This window comes from Fructobacillus fructosus KCTC 3544, from assembly GCF_001438695.1.
Classification (GTDB): Bacteria; Bacillota; Bacilli; order Lactobacillales; family Lactobacillaceae; genus Fructobacillus; species Fructobacillus fructosus.
The window spans coordinates 1-739 of sequence record NZ_JQBH01000022.1 but is presented as its reverse complement, the minus strand read 5'-3'; the positions used below and the strand labels follow the sequence as shown (position 1 = coordinate 739).

The window sequence follows — 739 nt, the reverse complement described above, 5'->3', positions numbered from 1 at the left end:
ATTTGACAACCTTTTAGTAACTGAAATGGTTCGGAACCTAGAACCAGAAGACTTTGAAGACGTGTCAGATTTCTTTTTTAATAATCAAAAAGGTTACACTGACCAATTCCACAAAGTATTTAGCCCCGCCTCGGTTGATTTATCTCAAGGTACGTATAAACACCTCAAACAAGAAATCGTGGATGACAGTGCGTTAAATATTGGTTACTTGTCTGAAGTTAAGTCAGACATGTTTTATCTTGATCCCGATCTTTTGAAGAAGGTAATGGTAAATGAGAATATTGCCCAAGAACTATCTTCAGAAGCAGAGAAGTTCGATCGAGGGTTAGCCAATCAATTTGATAACATGATTGTCACAGAAATGACGAAAGAATTAAACTATCAAGATTTTAAAATAGTGGCACCTATGTTTATGAACTTTGTCAAAGCGGAGCGTGCTCAACAAGAGGATTTAGATTTTGCTGTGTCTCAAATTGATTATGAAATTAACTTTTAGTAGTAACGAGTCCCTCAATTTTCGGGGGGCTTTTTATTAAAAAAAGGTGGAGATGCGTAAAATATCGCAAAAAAAACATAGTAAAGGTAGAACAATGAAAAGGACGTATTTTTATGAGATTATTTCCAAAAAGGCAAGCAAAAGATACACAAAATAAAACGCCCAAAGAAAGGCTGATTAGTGATAAGTTTCAATTTAACTTAGCTGAGTCAACACTACCAATCAATGATGACACCATCATTC

1 pseudogene is annotated in these 739 nt (G+C 34.9%); it reads left to right on the top strand.

Annotation, left to right across the window (positions count from 1 at the left end):
• A pseudogene (locus tag IV71_RS07360) lies at positions 1 to 496 on the top strand (hypothetical protein); the annotation flags it as partial.
• Positions 497 to 739: the final 243 nt, after the last annotated feature.